The 22478-nt window shown below is 54.6% G+C and carries 19 protein-coding genes; 13 read left to right on the top strand and 6 right to left on the bottom strand.

Going from position 1 to position 22478, the window contains the following annotated elements; translation table 11 throughout:
- Positions 1–179: 179 nt before the first annotated feature.
- From entF to fes, 3 genes are read right to left on the bottom strand one after another with little or no spacing between them, the layout of a single operon-like run.
- Complete coding sequence (entF, locus tag ACLD11_RS11750; protein WP_411014943.1) at positions 180–4064, bottom strand: enterobactin non-ribosomal peptide synthetase EntF; 3885 nt, start codon at positions 4062–4064, stop codon at positions 180–182.
- Entirely contained in the window at positions 4061–4279 is a 219-nt protein-coding gene (locus ACLD11_RS11745; RefSeq protein ID WP_023137885.1) for an MbtH family protein, read from the bottom strand. The genes entF and ACLD11_RS11745 overlap by 4 nt, the downstream gene beginning before the upstream one ends.
- A gap of 30 nt (positions 4280–4309) precedes the next feature.
- Positions 4310–5524, bottom strand: a complete 1215-nt coding sequence (gene fes, locus ACLD11_RS11740) for an enterochelin esterase (protein ID WP_024797995.1) — start codon at positions 5522–5524, stop codon at positions 4310–4312.
- A gap of 188 nt (positions 5525–5712) precedes the next feature.
- On the opposite strand from fes, the gene ACLD11_RS11735 reads away from it, so the two are divergent.
- The 4 genes from ACLD11_RS11735 (at position 5713) to ACLD11_RS11720 (ending at position 10164) form a co-directional block, all read left to right on the top strand.
- Positions 5713–7968: a TonB-dependent siderophore receptor gene (locus ACLD11_RS11735; protein WP_411014942.1), complete on the top strand. Its 2256-nt coding sequence runs from the start codon at positions 5713–5715 to the stop codon at positions 7966–7968.
- Between the two features lie 46 nt (positions 7969–8014).
- Positions 8015–8719 (top strand): enterobactin synthase subunit EntD, encoded by a 705-nt coding sequence (gene entD, locus ACLD11_RS11730; RefSeq protein WP_411014941.1) that lies wholly within the window; start codon positions 8015–8017, stop codon positions 8717–8719.
- Between the two features lie 11 nt (positions 8720–8730).
- Complete coding sequence (locus ACLD11_RS11725) at positions 8731–9849, top strand: YbdK family carboxylate-amine ligase (protein WP_411014940.1); 1119 nt, start codon at positions 8731–8733, stop codon at positions 9847–9849.
- Between the two features lie 66 nt (positions 9850–9915).
- Positions 9916–10164: a DUF1158 family protein gene (locus ACLD11_RS11720; RefSeq protein WP_000682497.1), complete on the top strand. Its 249-nt coding sequence runs from the start codon at positions 9916–9918 to the stop codon at positions 10162–10164.
- A 5-nt stretch (positions 10165–10169) separates the two neighbouring features.
- Here ACLD11_RS11720 and ACLD11_RS11715 read toward each other — a convergent pair whose 3' ends face one another.
- Positions 10170–10511 (bottom strand): RamA family antibiotic efflux transcriptional regulator, encoded by a 342-nt coding sequence (locus tag ACLD11_RS11715; RefSeq protein WP_000155631.1) that lies wholly within the window; start codon positions 10509–10511, stop codon positions 10170–10172.
- A 288-nt stretch (positions 10512–10799) separates the two neighbouring features.
- Between ACLD11_RS11715 and ACLD11_RS11710 the strand changes: the two genes are divergently transcribed.
- From ACLD11_RS11710 to ACLD11_RS11670, 9 genes are all read left to right on the top strand, one after another.
- Positions 10800–11381, top strand: coding sequence for a TetR/AcrR family transcriptional regulator (locus tag ACLD11_RS11710; RefSeq protein WP_000113609.1), 582 nt, complete (start codon positions 10800–10802; stop codon positions 11379–11381).
- Positions 11381–11749 (top strand): MmcQ/YjbR family DNA-binding protein, encoded by a 369-nt coding sequence (locus ACLD11_RS11705; RefSeq protein ID WP_000348999.1) that lies wholly within the window; start codon positions 11381–11383, stop codon positions 11747–11749. The genes ACLD11_RS11710 and ACLD11_RS11705 overlap by 1 nt, the downstream gene beginning before the upstream one ends.
- A 96-nt stretch (positions 11750–11845) precedes the next feature.
- A complete protein-coding gene (nfsB, locus tag ACLD11_RS11700; protein WP_411014939.1) occupies positions 11846–12499 on the top strand; it encodes an oxygen-insensitive NAD(P)H nitroreductase in 654 nt (217 codons plus the stop codon).
- A gap of 199 nt (positions 12500–12698) precedes the next feature.
- The gene (locus ACLD11_RS11695; RefSeq protein WP_001216659.1) at positions 12699–13148 is read left to right on the top strand and encodes a PTS sugar transporter subunit IIA; all 450 of its coding nucleotides are present in this window, start codon (positions 12699–12701) and stop codon (positions 13146–13148) included.
- Complete coding sequence (locus ACLD11_RS11690; protein ID WP_000594177.1) at positions 13126–13596, top strand: PTS sugar transporter subunit IIB; 471 nt, start codon at positions 13126–13128, stop codon at positions 13594–13596. The genes ACLD11_RS11695 and ACLD11_RS11690 overlap by 23 nt, the downstream gene beginning before the upstream one ends.
- Before the next feature lie 14 nt (positions 13597–13610).
- Complete coding sequence (locus ACLD11_RS11685; protein ID WP_000927523.1) at positions 13611–14354, top strand: PTS mannose/fructose/sorbose/N-acetylgalactosamine transporter subunit IIC; 744 nt, start codon at positions 13611–13613, stop codon at positions 14352–14354.
- Positions 14355–14356: 2 nt separating this feature from the next.
- Positions 14357–15211, top strand: a complete 855-nt coding sequence (locus ACLD11_RS11680) for a PTS system mannose/fructose/sorbose family transporter subunit IID (RefSeq protein WP_000005802.1) — start codon at positions 14357–14359, stop codon at positions 15209–15211.
- A 32-nt stretch (positions 15212–15243) separates the two neighbouring features.
- Positions 15244–16287 (top strand): SIS domain-containing protein, encoded by a 1044-nt coding sequence (locus ACLD11_RS11675; RefSeq protein WP_411012295.1) that lies wholly within the window; start codon positions 15244–15246, stop codon positions 16285–16287.
- Positions 16288–16353: 66 nt separating this feature from the next.
- On the top strand, positions 16354–17340 hold the full coding sequence (locus ACLD11_RS11670) for an SIS domain-containing protein (RefSeq protein WP_411012291.1): 987 nt from the start codon (positions 16354–16356) through the stop codon (positions 17338–17340).
- A 127-nt stretch (positions 17341–17467) separates the two neighbouring features.
- Here ACLD11_RS11670 and ACLD11_RS11665 read toward each other — a convergent pair whose 3' ends face one another.
- Positions 17468–20197 carry a sigma 54-interacting transcriptional regulator gene (locus ACLD11_RS11665; protein ID WP_411014938.1) on the bottom strand — a complete coding sequence of 910 codons (2730 nt, stop codon included), beginning with the start codon at positions 20195–20197 and terminating at the stop codon, positions 17468–17470.
- Positions 20198–20363: 166 nt separating this feature from the next.
- A complete protein-coding gene (locus ACLD11_RS11660; protein ID WP_411014937.1) occupies positions 20364–22334 on the bottom strand; it encodes an autotransporter outer membrane beta-barrel domain-containing protein in 1971 nt (656 codons plus the stop codon).
- Positions 22335–22478 lie beyond the last annotated feature (144 nt).

Raw genomic sequence — 22478 nt, 5'->3', positions numbered from 1 at the left:
ATTATCCGAAACACTCTTTGCGCGCCAGTGCCCGAAAAGCTAAATATTCGGAATTAAACTTGCCTGTAGCATGTATCACTTATGTTAAAAGAATTAATAGTTGCAATAAAAAACCCATAATGATTACTAATTATTATGGGTTTCAGGATTTAATTTGTTAAAGGCAGAAACAACGCCCGTTATTTATTAATGAGCTCGCTGATGATGGGCCCGATAGTTTCAAAAGCAGAGGGTGAAATAATATCTACATGCGCGCACGGCTGGCGATAAATAGCCAAAGACGCTATCCACGGCGACCAGCTCTGTTCAGGCGATATGCCTTCCGGCACCGTTTTATCCGCCACAAAGAGCGTAGCATGTCCATCAAACGGTACGCTATGCGCCGTCGTCAGCAAACGGACGGCATCCGCATAATTGCCTTCAATGGCGGTAAATAAGGCTTCGGAGGCATTTCCCTGCTGAGCGGCGACAAACGCTGCGCGTTCACGTTCAATTTCCGCCAATACGTCCGGATTGAGGCCATTCGCCTCTTTTTCCCGCCAGTTTTGCGTTTCCGGCGGCCAGGTGTCCAGTAACCCCAAAAACGCCACCGTTTCGCCGCGGGCGCGCAACCGGGCGGCGATCCCTTGCGCCAGCGTCCCGCCCAGCGAATAGCCTAATAAATAATAAGGGCCATGCGGCTGCCGGGCGAGCAAAGTCGCCAGATGATGTTCACATACCTCATCGAGGGTGGTTGCGGTTTGCATAGGGCCAGCGGGGCGCGGTGACTGAATCCCCATAATCGACCACGACGGGCTGAGATAGCGTGATAATACGCTAAATTGCCAGGCGAACCCCGACGCCGGATGGAAACAAAATAACGTTGGACCATCGCTTTCACGCAGCGGCAACAGCGGCCCGAACCCCAGATTACGTGAGCGTTCGTCATCGTCTGTATCGAGCAGCTTACTCAACTGCGCCACGTCAGACGCCACCATCACCTGCCCCGGCGTCACCTGACGGTTAAACGTCTGGCTTAGCTGCGCGGCCAGTTTCATCGCCAGCAGCGAGTGTCCGCCCAGCGCAAAGAAATCACTTTCAACGTCGTTAATCTCACAGCCCAGCAGGCGGGAAAACGCCGCGGCGACAGCAATCTCCGTGGCGGACTGCGGCGCACGCCCTTTCACGCGCGGCGTCAGATCCGGCAGCGGCAGGGCTTTGCGATCCAGCTTGCCATTAGCGCTAAGCGGCAAGCTGGCAAGTTGCAACAGCACAACCGGCACCATATGCGCGGGAAGTTTTTGGCGTAATTTTTCCTGCAGCGCCGATAAATCCAGCGGCAAACCGGAGTGCGACACCAGATAACCGACCAGTTGCCGGGCATCCCCGCCCGTCGCCGCAGCCTGATTAAAGACGCAGGCATGTGCTACCGCCTGTTCAACATCCGGCAGCGTTTGCATGACGCGGTCAATCTCGCCCAGTTCAATACGTTGACCCCGAATTTTGAGCTGATCGTCGCTGCGCCCCAGGTATTCCACCGCGCCGGAATCCAGCCAGCGCGCCACATCTCCGGTACGGTACATCCGTTCGCCTGGCGCAAAAGGATCGGCGATAAAACGGCTGGCGGTAAGATCCGGACGCCCCAGATAGCCCTGCGCCAGTTGAATACCGGTAAGATAGAGATCGCCAGCCACGCCCGGCGGCACCGGCTGCATATGCGCATCGAGAATACGCAAACCGGTATTCCAGACGGGATAACCAATCGGGATACTGTTGCCGTCAACAGCCGCCAGCTCATCGCCACAGGCCGGATACCAGCTCACATCCACCGCGGCCTCCGTTGGCCCGTACAGATTGTGTAGCGGCGCGTTGGTTAACGTCTCCCATTCGCGGCACAGCGCCGTCGGCAGGGCCTCGCCGCTACAGAAAACCCGCTTTAAAGAAGCGCAGCTTTTCCCAGCCGACGCTGGCGTGAGCGAGGCAATAAAGGCCGCCAGCATCGACGGCACAAAATGGGTGGTCGTGATGCCGTATTGCGCAAAGAACCGCTGCATCGCGAGCGGGTCGCGGTGCGCTTCCGGTTCAGCCATCACCAGTTTCGCCCCGGCGATAAACGGCCAGAAAAACTCCCATACTGAGACGTCAAAACTGCACGGCGTTTTTTGCGCTACTACATCATCCACCGTCAACGGATAGTGATCCTGCATCCACAGCAACCGGTTGACTATCGCCGTTTGTCCCACCATCACCCCTTTCGGCCTGCCCGTCGAGCCAGAGGTGAAAATGATGTAAGCGGTATGATGCGGTAACGACACCCCCAGCGGAGTGTCGTCACTGACCGGTAGCGGTTGGCTATAACACAAATATTCCATCCCCGGAATATCGTGAAAGCGCGCCAGCTGCGCCTGAGTCGTAATTAACAGTTTCGGCTGCGCATCTTCCAGCATCATTCGCAGCCGATCGTCAGGATAACCGGTATCCAGCGGCAGCCAGGCGGCCCCCGCCTCGACAATACCATGCAGCGCTAAGGTCAGGAAAACCGACCGCGGCAACGCCACCGCCACGCTATCGCCAGGCTGAACGCCGCGTTCCCGCAGAGCGTATGCCAGCGCCACAACCTGTTCGCGCATTTCACAGTAGGTAAAATGATAGTGCGCATCTGCCAACGCGGAAGCCTCTGGCGTTTTTTGCGCCTGCTGCGCCACCAAATCGCTAAGCGTGGCGGCGGGAATCGTTACCGCCGTATTATTAAGGTGTATTAATTGCGTTTGTTCCTCCGCCAGCAGCATTTGCGCATCGCCGCAGCGCAGCGCCGGGTTATCCGCAAACTGTGTGATAAGCGCCATCAACCGTAAGGCATGGCGGGAGAGCGTGGCATCATCGTAACGCTGTGCATTCGCCAGCAATTCAATATCCAGACCGCCGTTTTCATCCGGAAAAAGCGCCAGTTCAAGATCGTTAACCGGCCCCGTCGCCAGGGTATGGGTTTGCGCCTGTATGCCAGGAAGATCCAGATGATAATCAAATACTTTTATGTTGAGCACCGGGCCAAATAGCGGCGTCTCCCCTGCGGCTCGCCCGCTATCGCGTACAATCTGTTCGGCGTCGTAACGCTGGTGGCGGCGCATCTTCTTTAACTGCGCCGCAAGACGCTTCGCCAGCGTTGGCAGATCGTCCGTCGCATGAAGGTTAACCGCCAGCGGCAACACGTTAAGGACAGGCCCGGTCGCCGTTAACGCCACCGAGCCCATCCGCCGCATAAAGATAAATCCGGCGGCATAATCCATTCGCCCGCATAATCGTCCCAGCCACAACGTCACCAGCGCCAGGGCAAGATCCGCTCGCGGTATCTCAGGCATGTGCGCCGCCAGTTGGCGAAACGCCCCCGCCGGCGCGCTCAATTTCATACGCAGAATATCCGCGCTCGCCGACCGCCCCGGCAACGGCGCGGCAGAAATTGACGCCGGCGGCGGCAGCTCGCGGCGCTGCTGCGCCCAGAAGGCGCCGTCACGCTGCCAGGCCTCGCTCTGGCGATAGCGCTGATATTCCTCGACCACATCCGCAAAGGGGGTAAAAGGCGACTCCGGCGTAGGGGCGTCGCTCTGCCATGCGCGATAAATCGCCGCAATCTGGCGGGTTATCGCCGGGAAACTAAAGCCATCCACCAGCAAATGGTGATAGCGCTGATACCAATACCAGCGGGTATCATCAATGCGGATTAACTGGTGAAACGCCAGCGGCTTACCGCTATCTGCGCGCAGGTTTTGCCGTAAATCCGCCTGCATTAACGCCAGCGCCGCGTGATGCGGATCGGGCTGGTTGCGTAAATCGGCAATCGGGGGCTCGCCGAAGGTGTGCTCAGGATCTCTCCATTGCCAGACCTCGCCGTTCTCTTCGGTAAAACGCATCCGTAGCGTATCCGCCTGTTGCATCCCTACCGCTACCGCTTTTGCCAGCAAGGCGGCATCCAGCTCGCCGTTCAGTTCCACATAGTGCGCCACGCTCCAGGCTGAGGGTAAATCAGAGAGTTTTTCCGCCATCCAGATCCCCGGCTGAGCGGCGACTAACGGTAAACGCTGCGTCATTTCGCCTCCTGCTTATCGGCATAATGCGCCGGATTCAGTGTTGTCCAGCGCGTATTAAGCCACTGCTGGCACGCGTCCTGCGATTGCGGTTCGCATACCACGTCCCAGCCTGCGGGAAGCCCACATGCCGCTGGCCAAAGGCTGAATTGACGCTGCGCATTTTGCAGGATGTAAAACTGTCCCTGCGGATTATCGAAGGGATTACTGAATTCCATACTCAACTCCTGTCATGGACATGTGCCCGGTTAAAGCGTGTCGATAAGCGGCTGCCAAAGCAGCATCAGCCCTTGCGTTAGCCCGCCGCGCCAGCAAAGCGCATCGTGTCCGCCGTCAACCTGACGCCAGAAAATGGACTGCTGCGAGGTGTTCAGTTGGGCATAAAGCGCCTGATTTGCCTGAAACACGATCGGCTCACGCACGCCGGCTTCCAGTACGATACGCAGTCCGCGCGCGCATAATGCGCCGGTTTTCAGCCGGGTAATGACTTCCCCCTCCGGCGGGGTGATGCGATGAGGCCACCAGAACGATCCTGACTGGCTTAGTACACAGCCAAAACGCGTCGGCCAGTTCAGGCCGGCATACAGCGCCGACAGGCCGCCAAAACTCTGTCCAGCGACCACCGTTCGCCCGGCATCATCGCTAAAAGGCGTCACGGCTCTGACTTGCGGCAACAGTTCCTGCTGCACCGCCAGCCAGAAGTCGGCATTGCAGGGCAACTCCTGGCTGCGGTGTTGAGTATCAATCGCGTCAATCAGCAGGTAGACGGCACCAGGAAGCAGGCGTTGATGAGTCAGCGAGGCGAGCGCGGGCCAGACGGGCATATTTTCCGCCCAGAATTGACCGTCCAGCAGAATAGCCAACGGTCTTTCCTCCGGCGCCTCGTCTCCGGTCGTCAATATCCATACGCGGCGGGAGTTACCCAGACGTTCGCTATGCCACTGCATCATCAAAGGCGGCGAGTACGGCGTTTCAGGACGATCCCACCCCGGCTGGAGGGGCGCATCCGGCATTTCCAGCGCTGAAACCGCATGACCACGTCCTCCCCGCCAGCTTTGCGAATTAAGCGGGTCGGCAATCGCCTGCGGTAATAGCTGTCGCCAGCCTTCACGCAGTGCGTTCCGATCGGGCGTTTCGCCCGGCGCAAAAGCGGCAAAAACGTCATCTCGCTCGGTAGGAATAAAACAGTAGCTGCCGCGCCAGTTAGCGCTAAGCGCCGTGCTCCAGCGCCAGACATCCGTTCCGGCAATACGCGCCATCGTCTGAGGCTGCGCGTTTTGATGATGATCGGTTACGCCAGTGATGTAGACCCAGACACGCCGTATCGGGGAGTGTGTTTCGTTTCCCTGCGGGTCGCGCCACCAAAAAGTGACCCGATAATTTCCGTCTTTTTCCCGTATCCATTCCGGCCCGGTTTTCGTCCTCCACCAGGCCTCACTTCCCGTTGCCAGCGCCTCTTTCATTATAACCCTGTGTTTATTATGAATTTTGTATATAAAAGGTGAAATATATTGATAATATTATTGATAACTATTTGCATTTGCAATAGCGTATTGTCGCGCTATGGGACGCGCGAACACAATTTCACCACCCGGCCAATGCCTTTGACGGGCGCTTTGGCTTATGTGGCTAAAGAAAAGCAGGATATACAATGAACAAGAAGATTCATTCCCTGACCTTACTGGTCAATTTAGGGATTTACGGGGCCGCTCTGCCCGTGATGGCGGAAGAAAAAACCGATAGCGCTGCGCTCACCAATGAAGACACCATCGTGGTGACCGCTGCCCAGCAAAACCTACAGGCGCCAGGCGTATCCACCATCACCGCCGATGAAATCCGCAAAAATCCGCCCGCGCGCGACGTGTCAGAAATCATCCGCACCATGCCGGGCGTGAACCTGACCGGCAACTCCACCAGCGGTCAGCGCGGGAATAACCGCCAAATCGATATTCGCGGCATGGGGCCGGAAAACACCCTCATCCTGATAGACGGTAAACCCGTCACCAGCCGTAACTCGGTGCGCCTGGGCTGGCGCGGCGAACGCGATACCCGCGGCGATACCGCGTGGGTGCCGCCGGAGATGATCGAACGCATTGAAGTGCTGCGTGGCCCTGCCGCCGCACGCTACGGTAACGGCGCGGCGGGTGGTGTGGTCAATATCATTACCAAAAAAGGCGGTAGCGAGTGGCACGGTTCCTGGAATACCTATTTCAACGCGCCGGAACATAAAGACGAAGGCGCGACCAAACGCACTAACTTTAGCCTGAACGGCCCGCTGGGCGGGGATTTCAGCTTCCGTCTGTATGGCAACCTCGACAAAACGCAGGCGGATGCGCGTAATATTAACCAGGGGCATCAGTCTGAACGTACCGGGAGTTACGCCGACACGCTACCGGCAGGACGCGAGGGGGTCATTAACAAAGATATCAACGGTGTGGTTCGTTGGGATTTTGCTCCGCTTCAGTCTCTGGAGCTGGAGGCCGGTTACAGTCGCCAGGGCAACCTCTATGCCGGTGATACTCAGAACACCAATACGAACCAACTGGTGAAAGATAATTACGGAAAAGAGACGAACCGCCTCTATCGGCAGAACTACTCTCTGACCTGGAACGGCGGCTGGGATAATGGCGTAACCACCAGTAACTGGGTGCAATACGAACATACCCGTAACTCCCGGATGCCGGAAGGCCTGGCAGGCGGCACCGAAGGGATTTTCGATCCCAAAGCATCGCAAAAATATGCCGATGCCGATTTGAATGACGTCACCCTACACAGCGAAGTGAGCCTTCCTTTCGATCTGCTGGTCAATCAAAACCTGACGCTGGGTACCGAATGGGCCCAACAGCGTATGAAAGACGAGCTCTCCAACTCGCAAACCTTTATGGGGGGAAATATCCCGGGTTACAGCAGTACCAATCGTAGCCCCTATTCAAAAGCGGAAATTTTCTCTCTGTTTGCTGAAAACAACATGGAACTGACCGACAGCACCATGCTGACGCCGGGGCTACGTTTCGATCATCACAGTATTGTGGGGGATAACTGGAGCCCATCGCTGAACCTGTCGCAAGGTCTGGGGGATGACTTTACCCTGAAAATGGGAATCGCCCGCGCTTATAAAGCCCCGAGTCTGTACCAGACTAACCCAAACTATATTTTGTACAGTAAAGGTCAGGGTTGCTACGCGACTGGCGCGGGTACCGGCATCGGCTGCTATATGATGGGTAACGATGATCTGAAAGCCGAAACCAGCATCAATAAAGAGATCGGTCTGGAATTTAAACGCGATGGCTGGCTGGCCGGCATCACCTGGTTCCACAATGATTACCGCAATAAGATTGAAGCGGGTACGGTGCCGTTGCAGCGTATCAACAACGGCAAAACGGATGTTTATCAGTGGGAGAACGTGCCGAAAGCGGTCGTTGAAGGTCTGGAAGGCACGTTAAACGTACCGGTTAGCGACACCGTCAACTGGACGAATAACGTTACGTATATGCTGCAGAGCAAAAACAAAGAGACCGGCGAACGCCTGTCGATTATTCCACAGTACACGCTTAACTCAACCCTGAGCTGGCAGGTACGTCAGGACGTTTCTCTGCAATCGACCTTCACCTGGTACGGCAAACAAGAGCCGAAGAAATATGATTATCAGGGTAATCCCGTTACCGGAACAGATAAGCAAGCGGTCAGCCCATACAGTATTGTTGGCCTGAGCGCGACCTGGGACGTGACCAAAAATGTCAGCCTGACCGGTGGCGTGGATAACCTCTTTGACAAACGTCTGTGGCGTGAAGGTAACGCGCAAACCGTCAGGGATACTCAAACTGGCGCCTATATGGCGGGCGCTGGCGCGTACACCTATAACGAACCAGGACGTACGTGGTATATGAGCATTAATACCCATTTCTGATGGAAAACTTCCCTCCCTCGTTCGGGGAGGGAACTAGCAAAAAACGATGCGGACATCTCATTTTCCCCTTCCCTTTGCCGGACACAGGCTGCATATCGTCGACTTTGATGTGAGCAGCTTTCACGAACACGACCTGCTATGGCTGCCTCATCACGATCGGCTCCGGTTTGCCGGACGCAAGCGTAAAGCTGAACATCTGGCAGGCCGCATCGCCGCCGTTCATGCGCTACGCGAGGTGGGCGTCAGGACAGTGCCCGGTATTGGCGAGAAGCGACAGCCGCTATGGCCGGACGGCCTATTTGGCAGCATCAGCCACTGTGCGACAACGGCGCTGGCCGTCATATCCCGACAACGTGTCGGCATTGATATAGAAAAAATCATGAGTCAGCACACGGCGACAGAGCTGGCGCCGTCCATTATTGATAGCGATGAGCGCCAAATTCTCCAGGCGAGCTCGCTCCCTTTTCCGCTTGCCCTGACGCTGGCTTTCTCTGCCAAAGAGAGCGTTTATAAAGCCTTTTCAGACCGCGTCACGCTCCCGGGATTCAATAGCGCAAAAGTTACCTCGCTTACCGCCACGCACATCTCGTTACATCTGCTGCCAGCCTTTGCCGCCACGATGGCTGAACGTACCGTCCGTACAGAATGGTTTCAACGTGGCAATAGCGTTATTACTCTTGTTTCTGCAATAACGCGCTTTCCCCACGACAGGAGCGCTCCCGCTTCTATACTTAGCGCAATCCCCCGATAAATGAGATCGCTATGGCGCTGAATGATTTTCACGTTTCTGAACCTTATACGCTTGGTATTGAGCTGGAGATGCAGGTGATCAATCCACCTGGCTACGATTTAAGCCAGGACTCTTCTACGCTGATCGACACCGTTAAGCCCCAACTTACTGCGGGAGAAATTAAGCACGATATCACCGAAAGTATGCTGGAGATGGCCACGGGCGTCTGCCGCGATATTGACCAGGCGGCGGCCCAACTTTCTGCCATGCAGCACGTTATTTTACAGGCGGCGTCGGAACACCATCTCGGCATTTGCGGCGGCGGTACGCACCCGTTTCAAAAATGGCAGCGTCAGGAGGTCTGTGATAATGAGCGCTATCAACGCACGCTGGAAAATTTCGGCTACTTAATTCAACAGGCGACGGTTTTCGGGCAGCATGTCCACGTCGGCTGCGCGAATGGCGACGATGCGATTTATCTTTTACACGGGCTGTCGCATTTTGTGCCGCACTTTATTGCGCTCTCCGCCGCGTCCCCCTATATGCAAGGATCTGACACCCGTTTTGCCTGCGCGCGCCTGAATATTTTTTCCGCTTTTCCCGATAACGGCCCCATGCCGTGGGTCAGTAACTGGCAAGAGTTTGCCGGACTATTTCGTCGTCTGTCTTACACCACGATGATCGACAGCATCAAAGATTTGCACTGGGATATCCGCCCCAGCCCGGCCTTTGGCACGGTAGAAGTTCGGGTGATGGATACGCCGCTCACCCTTGATCATGCCATCAATATGGCAGGGTTGATTCAGGCGACCGCGCACTGGCTGCTGACCGAGCGTCCCTTTAAACCGCAGGAACAAGACTATCTGTTATATAAATTCAACCGTTTTCAGGCTTGCCGCTATGGTCTGGAGGGCGTGCTAACCGATGCCTATACCGGCGACCGCCGTCGCCTGGCAGATGATACGCTGCGTCTGCTGGACAACGTTACCCCCTCAGCGCACAAGCTGGGCGCCGACAGCGCCATTGACGCACTACGTCTGCAGGTGAAAAAAGGCGGTAACGAAGCGCAATATATGCGGGAGTTTATTGCCGACGGCGGATCGCTGATAGGCCTGGTACAAAAACATTGTGAAATCTGGGCGGGACAATAGACAGCATATTTGCCTTACCAGGCGATATCCCGGACAATGGCGTTTTAACTTACGTTTAACAAAGCCATGAAACACCCGCTTGAATCATTGATGACCGCTGCCGGTATTTTGCTGATGGCGTTGCTGTCCAGCCTGCTACTGCCCGCCCCTTCGCTCGGCCTTGCGCTGGCGCAAAAACTGGTCGGGATCTTTCATCTTATGGATCTCAACCAGCTTTATACTTTGTTGTTTTGTTTATGGTTTCTGTTGCTCGGCGCGCTGGAATATTATGTTATTCGCTTTATCTGGCGGCGCTGGTTTTCGCTGGCCGATTAAACATTTCAATGCGTACGGCCATGCTTTTCTTTACGATAAGCGCCTGGCGGCAGGTTGAACGTGCGGGTAAAAATGCGCGTAAAGGTTTGCTGCGAATCAAAACCATACTTGAGACAAATATCATACACCTTCTGGTCGGTGTCGAGCAGGTCGCGCGCCGCCAGTTTTAGCTTCCGTTCACGCACGTAGCGCCCCAGACTCTCCCCTTTGTACTGCATAAAAAGGCGCTGCAGGTGCCACTTGGAATACCCCGCATGACGGGCAATATCATCAATACGTAACGGCTGATTCAAATTATCATCAATCCACTCGACAATCGTGTCGATAACCTGAGCGGAAATGGTCATCGTGCTCTCCCCTCTATCAAACTCGTCAGCGGCTCCCGCACCGCACATTTACGGCAACAGCAATAAGCATAGTAATAACCACACAAATTGTGAGACGGCTTATCGCATGGCCTGCAATATGCTTTTCTACCACTTCATGCGGCAGCCCTTGATTATGAGTGAGTAAGCACTCATTATAGAAAGCAAAGATACGCCGTCAAGGTACTTTTCAAAGGTTGACATTCACCGTTGCGACGCGACAACGGGCATGATTCAATCATGTTTTTCCAGACATAAGGGTAACGTGTAGTGGCTCGTCCGAAGAGTGAAGACAAAAAACAAGCATTACTGGAAGCGGCAACCCAGGCGATAGCGCAATCCGGTATCGCCGCCTCAACGGCGGTGATTGCGCGTAACGCAGGTGTTGCAGAAGGAACATTGTTTCGCTATTTCGCGACCAAAGATGAGCTGATTAACACGTTGTATTTGCATTTAAAGCAGGATCTCTGCCAGTCAATGATAATGGAGCTGGATCGATCCATTACCGATGCCAAAATGATGACCCGTTTTATCTGGAACAGTTATATCAGTTGGGGTCTGAACCATCCCGCGCGCCATCGGGCGATCCGCCAACTGGCCGTCAGCGAAAAGCTCACCAAAGAGACGGAACAACGGGCCGACGATATGTTCCCCGAATTGCGCGATTTATGTCATCGTTCCGTTTTGATGGTGTTTATGTCGGATGAGTACCGCGCCTTCGGCGACGGCCTTTTTCTGGCGCTGGCTGAAACAACAATGGATTTCGCCGCGCGCGATCCCGCTCGCGCTGGCGAATATATTGCGCTGGGATTCGAAGCCATGTGGCGCGCGCTGACTCGCGAGGAGCAATAATGGACGGTCAAACACTGCACGCCTGGGCAAAACGCTTTGCGCTGGAACTGCCTTTTACCGAACACTGCTGGCCTTTCGGCCCACAGTACGATGTGTTTAAAGTCGGCGGCAAAATATTCATGCTGTTCACTGAACATCACTGCCGCCCTGTGGTGAACCTGAAGTCGGATCCCCAAAAATCCCTGGTAAATCAACAAATTTACCCCAGCATTGCGCCTGGCTATCACATGAATAAGAAACACTGGATTTCAGTCTATGCGGGCGAGGATATCACCGTCTCGCTACTCAACGATTTGATAAATGACTCATGGAATCTGGTCGTAGACGGGCTGCCTAAAAGAGAGCAACTGCGCCTGCGGCCGCGCTGATGCAATAACCGTTTCCGCATTTTCCTCCCTTATCTTTTTACCGATAACCCGGTACCCTGCTGATACAAAAGGGTACTAAACCAACCAGGAGCATTTATGGATATCGTTTCTGTCGCCTTACAGCGCTACTCCACTAAGGCGTTCGATCCCAGCAAAAAACTGACCGCCGAAGAAGCGGATAAAATAAAAACACTACTACAGTACAGCCCCTCCAGCACCAATTCCCAGCCGTGGCACTTTATTGTCGCCAGTACGGAAGAGGGCAAAGCGCGCGTAGCAAAATCCGCAGCCGGAAACTACACGTTCAACGAACGCAAAATGCTGGACGCCTCCCATGTCGTCGTGTTCTGCGCAAAAACCGCAATGGATGACGCATGGCTTGAGCGCGTCGTCGATCAGGAAGAAGCCGATGGCCGTTTCGCTACGCCGGAAGCTAAAGCGGCAAATGATAAAGGTCGCCGCTTTTTCGCCGATATGCACCGCGTCTCGCTGAAAGATGACCACCAGTGGATGGCGAAACAGGTCTATCTGAACGTCGGCAACTTTCTGCTGGGCGTCGCCGCGATGGGTCTCGACGCCGTCCCCATTGAAGGTTTCGACGCCGAGGTGCTCGACGCTGAATTTGGTCTGAAAGAAAAAGGCTATACCAGCCTGGTCGTGGTGCCGGTCGGCCATCATAGCGTCGAGGACTTCAACGCCGGGCTGCCGAAATCACGTCTGCCGCTTGAAACCACACTGACGGAAATCTAAACCTCTGCCTAAGCCGGACGCCCGTCCGGCTTTTTTCACCTTTCTGCCAGGTTCCCCAATGATCAATGGCGCGAAGTGCCAGGTTTTACATCGCTAGTGTTAACTTCCTCTCTCAACATATTGAAAATAAATAATATTTAAAACTGGCACGCCGTTTGCCATATCTGGATACCCCCTATCTGGATGAAGGAGAAAACAGGTGAGACATGTTTATGTAGCCAGCCATGGCCCTTTTGCCCGCGGACTTATTAACAGTCTATCGCTGCTGATTGGCGACGAACACGGCGTGACACCGGTTTGCGCCTACGATGGCGATATTGTCACCACGGAGCAGCTTGAACAAACCCTCGAAAATCTGATCGCGCAGGCCAACGGCGAAGAAGTGGTGGTGTTTACCGATCTGCTCGGCGGCAGCATCAACAATAGCGCCGCGAAAGTGCTGATGCGTCACCGTCACGTTTTTGTGGTGGCTGGCGTCAACATGACCCTGCTACTGGAGTTTTTACTCTGTGAAGAAGAAAGCACAGACGCGGCCATTACCTACGCCACCAATGCGGCGCGTGAATCCATTGTCTTTATCAACACGCTAATAACACAACCATCCGCTGACCTACAGGGAGAATCCCATGATCAAATTAGTGCGCATTGATTACCGCCTGCTGCACGGCCAGGTGGTCTTCGCCTGGACCCGGGCGCTGGATATCGACCATATCATCGTCGCTAACGCCAACGCCGCCGGCGACGCGTTTGTCTCTATGTCATTAAGTCTGGCAAAACCCGCTGGCGTGTCGCTGGACATTATCACGGTGGAACAGGCGGCGGAAAAACTCGCCAGCGGCAAGCTGGATCACAAAAAAGTGATGGTGGTGCTGGGAAATACTGCCGAAACCCTCGCCTTCGTCGAGAAAGTGCCAGGGATTAGCGTTATCAACTACGGCGGTATCGCGCAAAAAGAGGGCGCGCAGCAGTTCGGCAAAGCCATATACCTGACCGAGCAGGAGATTGCCGATAGCCAGGCGCTAAAAGCCAAAGGTATCCGTCTGGAAATGCGCCAGGTTCCGGCCCATTCCGCCGAATTGCTTAACGATAAACTCTGAACCCGGAGGTCACTATGTTGCTCACCGCAACGCTGCTCGGCCTGATTGCCGCACTGGGCATTCTTGACGGGCGTTTACTCGGCGTGTCGATGATTGACCGTCCGCTGGTGATGTGCGCCCTCACCGGTCTGGTCTGCGGCAATTTACACGAAGGCATTCTGATCGGCGCGACGCTGGAACTGATCTTTTTAGGTAATGTCGCTATCGGCGCCGCGGTACCGCCTGATGTCGTCACCGGTTCGGTACTGGCGACCGCGTTTTCTATTATGTCCGGGCGCGGGCCCGAAGCGGCGCTGACCATCGCGATTCCTATCTCTATGCTGGCGCAAACCCTCGGCGTCCTGGTGCGCGTGGTTAACGCCCGCTTTGGCCACATGGCCGATCGTTATGCGGCGCAGGGTAATACCCGGATGGTTGCCGTTATGCATCTGGGAGGCCCAACGCTGCTCTATTTTCTAAGCGGTTTTCTGCCGGTCTTTTTCGCCATTTTGCTCGGTTCTGCCGCCGTCACCTGGTTCCTCGACGCCATTCCCGCCTTTATTACCAATGGCCTGGTTGTCGCCAGTAAGATTTTGCCGGCGCTGGGTTTCGCGTTGCTGATCAGCATGATGCTTAGCAGCAAATTAATGCCTTACCTTGGGCTGGGCTTTCTGATCGCCGCATATACCAAACTGGACATCATCGCCATCGCGCTGTTTGCCGTGGTGCTGGCTTTCATTATCAGCCAGTTTCTTAACACATCCCAACAGGAGGGCTAATCATGAGTGAAGTGACGCAGACCCTGATCGACGACGCACAGGCTCACTCGCAAAGCGAAAGCCGCATCACCGCCCGCGATTTACGCAGCGTGTTCTGGCGATCCTTTACGTTGCAAGGATCGTGGAACTATGAACGCCAGCAGCATATGGGCTATGCCTTCGCTATGTCGCCAGCGCTGAAGCGTATCTACCAGGACCCCGCCGAACTGGGGCGCGCCTTACAGCGCCATCTGGTGCTGTTTAATACCACGCCGCATCTGTCAACGTTTGTCTTTGGCCTGTCGATTGCGATGGAGGAGGAAAATCAACGCAACCCGGACTTTAACGAAGAGTCGATCAATGCCGTTAAAACCAGCCTGATGGGGCCGCTGGCCGGGATCGGCGATTCCATCTTTTGGGGATCGCTGAAAGTTATCGCCGCCGGGATGGGGATCTACTTTGCCCAGCAGGGCAGCATTCTGGGGCCGATTCTCGCCCTACTGGTCTATAACATTCCGCACATCCTCTGCCGCTGGTACGCCCTCAAACTGGGCTACCGGGCGGGGACCACCTGGCTGATGCGCCTCTGGCAAAGCGGGCTGATGGACAGGGTAACTTATATCGCGTCAATCGTCGGGTTGATGGTCGTCGGTGCCATGACCGCCAGCATGATCGACATTACAACCCCGCTGAGCTTTACCGCCGGGCAGACTACCATGAAAGTGCAGGATTTTATTGACAAAATCCTCCCTTCCCTGCTGCCGCTGCTCTTCACGCTTGGCATGTACAAACTTATCCGTAAGGGCGTGAACATTAACTGGATCCTGTTAGGCACCGTCGCGTTTGGGCTTCTTGCCAGCGCGCTGGGCCTGCTTTGACGAGAGGTAACACTATGCAAGTAGAAGACTATATGAACGAGACGCCCCTTCGCCTGCTGGAGATGCTGACGCAGACGCGGGAAGATCTCTGGCGCGCGGCGCAGGCGCTAACGGAACGCAGCGTCACCCGCATTATTCTGACAGGCTCCGGCACGTCATACCACGGCGCGCTGACCGCTCGCGCGTTTATGCAGCGCTGGTGCGCATTGCCGGTGGATGTCTGCTGGCCGTTTATGCTTGACGACGAGACGCTTGCCCGCAGCGGCAAGGCGCTGGTTGTCGGCATCTCCCAGGGCGGCGGCAGCCTCTCAACACTGGCGGCGATGGAGCGCGCCCGCGATATTGGTCATATCACCGCCTCAATGGCTGGCGTGACGCCTGCGACTATCGACCGGGCGGCGGATTATATCCTTACCGTTCCCTGCGGCGAAGAAACCGCTGGCGCGAAAACAAAAGGCTATCACTGCACGGTTCTCAATTTGATGCTGCTGGCGCTCGCCGTCGCCGGGCAGCAACAGCGGCTGGACGGCGAACAGCACCGGTCACTGCTGCTGCGGATGGAAAAGACCTTTAACCACCTGCCCGCGCTGATTACCGCCTCGCAGGCGTGGACGCAAACCAATGCGCTGGCGCTGCGCGATAGCGCAGATATTCGTCTGACCGGCCCGGTAACGCTGTTCGGTACGGTGCAGGAGGGTGCGCTCAAGATGCTGGAGACGTTGCGCTGCCCGGTGTCGGGCTACGAATTCGAGGAGTTTATTCACGGTATTTACAATGCCTTTAATGCGCAATCCGCACTCATTATGCTCGACCCGCAGCCTGACGCGCGTCAGGATCGGCTGGCGCAAATACTCGGTGAGTGGACGCCGTCTATTTACCGCATCGGCCCGCAGGTAGAAAATAATGGTCTGAATCTGAATTTCCCGTTTGTCAATGATGAGGACTTCGCCGTCTTTGAATATATCATTCCGCTACAAATGCTATGTGCGATATTACCCCCACAAAAAGGCATTAATCCGGCGATACCCAAAGATCCGCAATTCCATCAAAAAATGAAAAGTAAGCAAGAAATTTAATTTTTATTAATGCTCGTTATTATCCGCGCTGTTGCGGAGGACGCGCTACACGCTAAGGAGATAAATATGTCTGTTGCTCATGAAAATGCCCACCGTATTATTAGCGATATTTTAGGTAAACAAAACATTGAACGCGTCTGGTTTGTCGGCTGCGGCGGTTCATTAACCGGCTTCTGGCCAGGGAAATACTTTCTGGACTGTGAAGCGTCAAAACTGGCTGTCGGTTATATCACCAGTAATGAATTTGTCCACACCACGCCAAAAGCATTAGGAAAAAATAGCGTCGTTATTCTCGCCTCGCAGCAGGGCAATACGGCGGAAACCGTCGCAGCCGCCCGCGTGGCGCGTGAAAAAGGGGCGGCGACCATCGGTCTGGTTTACCAACCTGAGACGCCATTGTGCGAATACAGCGACTACATCATTGAATATCAGTGGGCGCGTTATCCGGAAACGGTCGACCCTGCACAACAAAAAGCCGCATACAGCCTGTGGCTGGCGCTGGAAATTCTCGCCCAAACAGATGGCTATGCGAAATACGATGAGTTAGTCAGCGCGTTTGGGCGCTTTAGCGACGTTGTTCACGGCGCCCAACGGCAGGTACAAGAAGATGCTCAACGTTTCGCCGCCGAATGGAAGGATGAGAAGGTGGTCTATATGATAGGCAGCGGCCCCTCTTTCGGCGCCGCGCATCAGGAGTCTATCTGTATTCTGCTGGAAATGCAGTGGATCAACTCCGCCAGCATACATAGCGGAGAGTATTTCCACGGACCGTTCGAAATCACCGAGCCGGGCACGCCGTTTATATTGCTGCAAAGCAGTGGTCGCACTCGCCCGCTGGACGAGCGCGCGATTCGCTTTATTGAACGCTATCAGGGAAAACTGCAGTTGATCGATGCGGATAAACTCGGCGTTCAGGATCTGTCCACCGACGTTGGTGAATACTTCTGCGGCCTGTTGCACAACTGTGTGCTGGACGTTTATAACCTCGCTCTGGCGACAGCCCGTAATCACCCACTGACCACCCGCCGGTATATGTGGAAAGTTGAATATTAATAGTTATGCCGGATGGCGGCTTCGCTTTATCCAGCCTACAAAGCGATCTGTAGACCTGATAAGCGTAGCGCCATCAGGCCTTTCTTCTGCGGGGCGCTAGCGCCCCTTTTTCCCTGAACTACCACGGCTACCAGCGAAAATCCTCTATCCGTAATTCGAAAATATCGTGGATATAGCCAATTTCTGCTACCGGCAGCGCCACGTTATAAAGAATTTTCAACCGCTGAAACGAATGATTTACCATCGCGATAAATTCACCATGCCGCTCGTTAAATTCCGTCATGTTTTTATAGTGGGTAATTTCATTGCGCATGACCAGCCGCTCAATCATACAGCTCAAATGAACATATAAACTAATAATCAAATTATTATTAAAGCTGAAACCCAGCGTATTTTGCCATTCGGCAATAATCGTTTCGATATGCCCTATCGTCTTATTGGCATTGAGAATGGTCAGCGAATTAACCACATTATGCAACGAAAATTCGCGAACCATATTTTTATTAATTAACGCAATTTGTTTATCGTTAAGATAACCGCTTAATAACTGACTTAAATGCGCATACCCCTGCTCGCCAAGCAGCTCTTCAATCCCCACCCAGGGAACGCCCGCCAGCTGTGGGTCAATGGTGCCGACAACCGCAATCACTTCATACTGATTCAGCAACGAGGCCGCCATCCGGCTGTTTTTCAGGCGGGTATATTCACAGGCGATAATATTAATATCAAAGTCGGTCAACTGACTTTTTTCCATCAAATTTTTAAATTTAAACGCCGTCCCGATGCCGGTAATACAGGTCACCAGCAGCGCGCGCGCTTTTTTCTGCGCGGGCCAGAAGACATCCCAGCGCGACTGATTTAACGGGACGATCTCTTCGGCGATCTGTTCGATATTTTTTTGCAGCGCGATCTCACTGGCCACGTTCAGCGCCAGACGCGTCGTAACGTTATCGACCACCACCAGCGGGCCATGAATTACGCTCAAAAGCGCATCGGCGATCTCTTTGGTGTATCCCATATCGATCAGCACCATGACGCCTGCGCGGGTATCCGTATGCTGGAGATAATCGACAATGGCCCGGCTGACATCGCTAAACGCGACCTCCATCGGCATATCCATCGCATGATAAATCTTTTCGCCAATCAGACGGTTCGCCACGCCTGCAATGCTGCTGGCGGTCGAATAACCATGCGCGATGATCAGCGCTTTTACCTTACCGCCGCTGGTGGCGTCAATGGCATTACTGACGATGGCCGCTACGACCAGTCTGTCGAGCGTGTCGATCAACAAATCATATTTATTATTTACCACGTCCAGCAGTTTTTGCGCCACACGCTGCGCCAGCCCCGGCGCCTCCTCCAGCCAGCGCAGCATCACATGGCGAACCGATGGCGACGCCTCCACCGGCGTTAACGGCAGGCTGGTAAGGTAACGTCCGGTGAGATAAGCGAATTCCGCATTCAGTTCGAGATCGTAATGTGCAGCGATCGCTTTCCCGACATCTTCGATAAAACGCAGACGCTTGTCCTGACGAGCGCGAGGGCTCTCTTTATTCATTAAGGCATCGAGATATAACGTGAGATTTTGATAGACCAGCTTGTCAAACGTCCGTGCGGTAATATTCTCCTGCGCCAGCTCTTCGCACAGGCCGCAAATGTTTTCCGTCAACCGTAAATATTCCTGATGCTGACCGGAAACTCGCGGAAAAACGCCACCTTCGCGATAAATCATGACGCGTTCCGCCGTCTGCGGAACGGTAAAGGGCACCTCCATCAGCAGACGATCCGGCAATTGCCCGGCTTTTACCTCCAGTACCCCATCGTCACGCTGGCCGAAAGTCCAGGCGCTGGCGCAAATATTACGAATGAGATTTTCCAGGCCGCCGACATTCCCTTCCAGGGTCTCCTGCATCAGTTGGCTGATAATTTCACCATCCAGCGACAAATCGTGATGAAGACGCTGCGCCTCGCGACGGAAAAAATGGTGAATAAACGCCAGCCGCTCATACTGTCCGCGTTCAGCGATAGGCAGAATTTTGACAATGACCGGTATCCGGCGAATAAATGTCGCCAGAAAGTGCTTTTCCAGATCTTCGGTAGAGGCGAATATCAGGCGTACCGTGGCGCTGCGTTCATCGCTGCTTTCGCCTAAGCGACGCCAGGTGCCGTTATCCATAAAATGGAACAGTTTTTCCTGCCCTTCCGGCGGTAAACGGTGCACTTCATCGATAAACAATACGCCGCCATTACTGGTCTCAATTAACCCGGATACCGCTCTGTCTGCGCCGGTAAACGCACCTTTGGCATGACCAAATAATTTTGACGTCAGCAATTCCGGGTTATTAGCGTATTCGGCGCAGTTAAACACGGTAAAGGGCGCCTCCGGGGGCAAAATGCCCTGCTCGATGGCGTACTGCCAAAGCTGACGCGCCAAAAAACTTTTTCCTGTCCCCGTCGGGCCGCGCAGCAGCAAAGGCAAGCCCGCGCCGGGATAACTGATCGCCGCCTTACACTGACGCAGTGACTCCTGCAAGCTGCCCTGCGCGCCAATGAGCAGCTCCAGACTGTCCTGCCGCTCCGCGCACAGCGCCTGAATGGACGCGTAATCCCCCTGTCGAACCGCCAGCCGGTGGTGACGACGTAGCGCCTCGACGGGCAGGAACAGCACCGGGCGGCTATTCACTTTGACCACCCGCTGCTCACGATGCAAGTTATTAAGATGGTGACTAATAATGCTGCGTTTTTGCCTGAGACTGTCGGCAATCGCCATTGCGCTAAACCCGCCTAACGCGTCGGCTGTTAGTGAACATCCGGCCAGCCGTAGCTCCAACTGACGAAATATGGACTCTTTATTCATACCTGCGCCCCGCCAAAAACGTAAATTCCGCTTATACGATAATTTACAAACGGCGTCACAGGCTTCACCCACATTTTTGAAAATACTTACTTTTTATAAAACTTACCGTTGCACTTTCGGCTCATCGTGTCACGAACGAACGGGGTTGGCCCTCCCTGGCGTGTCATCAAAATCGGGCGCTAAACCCAACGTTATAACGGGTTTGATTGCCATCGCTTAACCCTGCCGTTTGCGCCAGCCCGGCGAAAGCGGACACCGTTGCCGACAGCGGAAAATCTGCGCCAATCGCGATATCAACCCAGTTTTTATCCTGCGCTTTTCCGTCGCGGCTAAACGTCAGCGCGGTCGATTTAAGGCCACCGTTCGCCACATACGTATCATCGCCAAACTGACGGCGATAATTAATCTGCGCCCAGGAGTGAATGATGCTGTGGCGAAGATCCAGACGCCAACCAGCGCTACCCACCTGCGAATGAGCGTTTTGGTCACCAAAACGCATTGATGTACTGGTATTGAGCTTCTCGCTATAGCCATTAACGTGGCTGTAATCCCATGCATATTGCAGCATCGGTCCGGTCGTTAACCACGGCATCATGACAAAATCATAACCGCTGGTTAACCTCGCGCCCCACAGCTGACCGTTGGTTTCGCCCTCTTCCACCCGTCTTAGCGCACCGAGCGTTATACTGCGCTGAATGTTACTGAATTTAGCGGACAGATAGTGTAAATCGCTATCCAGCCACGCCTGACCGGCGCGCAAATGGCTGAATACGGCGGCCTGAAAACCACGGGCGTCATAACGATAATTATCGTCAGGATGTTGCTTATCCAGAGAACCAGCTACCAGCCCTCCCAGCAGTACCTGCTCGTTAAGCTGATAATCGACGCCAACCGTCAGATTATTATGATTACCGTTCCCGTCGGCCTCATTATTATCATAACGTTGATATCCGCCGCTGTATCCGCCGAACATGCCCAGTGAACCAACAGGATTTTCCCCCTGGCGAAGCTGCTGATAACGGCTGTCAAGCGTGTCACGACTGCCGCGCACCATCGACTGAACGCTTTGGTTCAGGTATGTCGCCTGTACCGGCGCGGCAATGATCGACTGGATATATTGCGCAATGATGGTATGGACCTGCGGACCGGGATGTAAATGATCGGCAAACAGATAGTCCTGTGACGCATTAAATCCAGGCATTGCCGAGGAGCACGCCGAAGCGGATACGCCCGGCGGGCAGGCCATACCTACGGTATTTGTCAGACCAAACTCCTGCGGGTGGGCAAGAATTTCCTTAAAGAGGCCGTTGATATCGGCACGGGCTATATTGCCGCCGTGTTGCTCCAGCCCCTTCTCTTCCATCTGATTATAATAATCGGTCAGAGCTGACGCCTGCCCTGCCGCCTTTTCATAGCCCGCCAGCAGTTGCTCAACGAGCAGTTGCTGAATAAACGGATTGCTGCTTACCGTTGCAGCCGCCGCCAGCAACGCCTTGCGGATCGCCTGTTGCCGACTGGCGAGATCGGACGTAGCTCCCTCCGCCAGCGCCTCTAACGCCGCTTTTAGCGCCGGGGGCGCCGCTGCGCCCAGCCCGGCGGTGATTACCGCCTCCAGAAGCATTGGCGTCGCACTAATATTCGGTACGTTTGGCACCACGACCAGCCCGGCGCCGGCATCCAGTAACAGCCCTACCTGCGCCGCCGCGTTAGTGGCGCTATTACCGGCTATTTGCTGTGCCATGGTTGGTTGCGCGATGGCCGCCGCCAGATCGTTTCCGCCAACCCAGTGAATATACAAACCGTTGTGGTCGGCTTTCCCCCCCGTTTTGGCAAGCCACTGCCGTACCTGATCCGCGGTATTATCCTGTGGGTTTAATTCCGGCGTCGCCGTCGCGCCGCCAGCGGCATAATTAGAACCGCCATTGCTGGAAGGGCTTAATGCCAGCCCATATCGTTCGGCCAACTGTTCGTCGTAGAGCTTATTTTGACCACTATCCCAGGTCCAGCGACCGTTATTTCCGGTATCGCTAAGGCTATCGCCAAATACCGTAAGAGAGTCAAACGCACAGGCAGATAATGGCGCGGCCAGCGCCAACGAGAGTATGCCATATCTTAGCAGGGTACGCTTTTGGGTCATCCGATGTTCCTTAATGTTATTGTTGATAGGTACGACGATGCTAATCATTATCCGACAGAAACATTACAATCGTTTTAAGATCCTATCCCACCAGGCGTTATTGGCGCAGCCAGTTTGGACACGGACAGCGCGCAAAAACCGGAG

It is taken from the genome of Salmonella sp. 741265116_PST (genome assembly GCF_046567715.1).
Classification (GTDB): Bacteria; Pseudomonadota; Gammaproteobacteria; order Enterobacterales; family Enterobacteriaceae; genus Salmonella; species Salmonella enterica.
The sequence above is the reverse complement of the archived record's forward strand: the minus strand, read 5'-3'. Positions and strand labels throughout refer to the sequence as shown.